The organism is Polaribacter sp. IC066, assembly GCF_007997085.1.
Taxonomy (GTDB): domain Bacteria; phylum Bacteroidota; class Bacteroidia; order Flavobacteriales; family Flavobacteriaceae; genus Polaribacter.
The window spans coordinates 1-1,498 of the sequence record NZ_VORR01000129.1 but is presented as its reverse complement, the minus strand read 5'-3'; the positions used below and the strand labels follow the sequence as shown (position 1 = coordinate 1,498).

Sequence of the window (1,498 nt, the reverse complement as noted above, 5' to 3'; positions counted from 1 at the left end):
ACTTGGCAAAATTTATAATTTTCACAAACTTGCTAAATTCCGCAATTTTGAAAATTTTGACGAGCGAGAAAGTGTTCCGAAAATTCGAATTTAAAAGACCTTAAAAATTTAAAATTGAAATTATTTTCCAATTATTGAATAGAGTTTTTAAATTCTTGAGCAATTGAGCCTAACGTGTTGGTATATGGAAAGTAGCAGAATAAAAATGCTATAATTTTCAATTTATTATTAAAGATAGCAGAAAAGTACAAACTTTGTAGTTTGCACTTAACTGCTATTTTTTATATACCTTGTTATGGGCAGTTATTTTTTACTTTCCATACTTGCAAATAATAAATTCGCTAATGGTATAAAAAATAAATACTTATTATAACCAGCATCAATTAACCGTCTAAAGCCTAATGCAAAAAAAGGAATAATTGAAATACCTATATATATAAATAATAAGTTATCTGCTAATAATTTGTGTGATGTTAAACCTTCGAAAAAGCCAATCATTATAAAAATTAACATATCAATAATAAAAAAATTCCAAAATTCTTTTTTTGAAGATTTTCCTTTAAAGTCAAACATTTTCTTATACGCTAAAAAATAATATTTCATAATTTAATAATTTTTAAGATTAACAATTCTCTCCTATACAAGCAGCTATCTTTGTTAAGACGCATCCTCTTCTAAATGCACAAACTACTTTTTTCCAATCACTTAACTCGTCAATTTTTTGAATAGTACATTGTCTTACTCCTTCATATGAACAATTTCCATTTTTTGAACTAATATTATTAGTATTAAAAATTGCGGAAACTTCTTCTTCACCATTATTGAATTCCGAATTATAAATAATTTCGTCATTCATTATGTATGTAAATGTACCATTTATTAATTCAGAGTTTTCTTCAAGAAAGATATTTAAATCTTCATCATTTAAGTTTTCTGGTATCTCGATATTTGAAACAAATATTGCTTCTACTGTAATATCTTCTGAATTATTGGTACTCTTCGAAGATGTATTTGAAGAATTTAAATATTCGTTTAAACTTAATTTACCAGATGTGTATGTATATTCTTGTATTTCGTCTTTTGAATCTTGACTGCAAGATATGATAACAACTGATGTACAAACAAACACTATTAATGTTAATAAATAATTCTTATAATTTTTCATTTTATTGTTTTTTAAACTTTCACGCATTCATTTTTTTTTTGAGTTTTGAATACTTGCAACTTTGCCATCTTTTTCAAGAAAACTCTTTTTTATAGGCAATTTAGAATTTAACTCTTTTATTTTTTCTTCCAAGTAGAGTCTATTCTCGGATATGGTTGAACGTCGGCTTTAATTGCCCATAACGTTTGTGTATAAAAATAGTTGCATTTTTTGACAACGAGGAATTTCCTACGGAAATTCAGAAGTTGGTAAAAAAGCAATAAACTTTGCTAAAGCACTAATTTAGCAATTTTTTTTATATTGTGTTATGTTTTGTTGCGAGACACTTGAGTA

2 protein-coding genes are annotated in these 1,498 nt (G+C 25.8%); both read right to left on the bottom strand.

Annotated elements, in window-relative coordinates:
• Window positions 1-303: 303 nt before the first annotated feature.
• Window positions 304-603, bottom strand: coding sequence for a DUF805 domain-containing protein (locus ES044_RS18215; RefSeq protein WP_147120774.1), 300 nt, complete (start codon window positions 601-603; stop codon window positions 304-306).
• 19 nt (window positions 604-622) lie between these two features.
• Window positions 623-1,165 carry a hypothetical protein gene (locus ES044_RS18210; protein ID WP_147120773.1) on the bottom strand — a complete coding sequence of 181 codons (543 nt, stop codon included), beginning with the start codon at window positions 1,163-1,165 and terminating at the stop codon, window positions 623-625.
• Window positions 1,166-1,498: the final 333 nt, after the last annotated feature.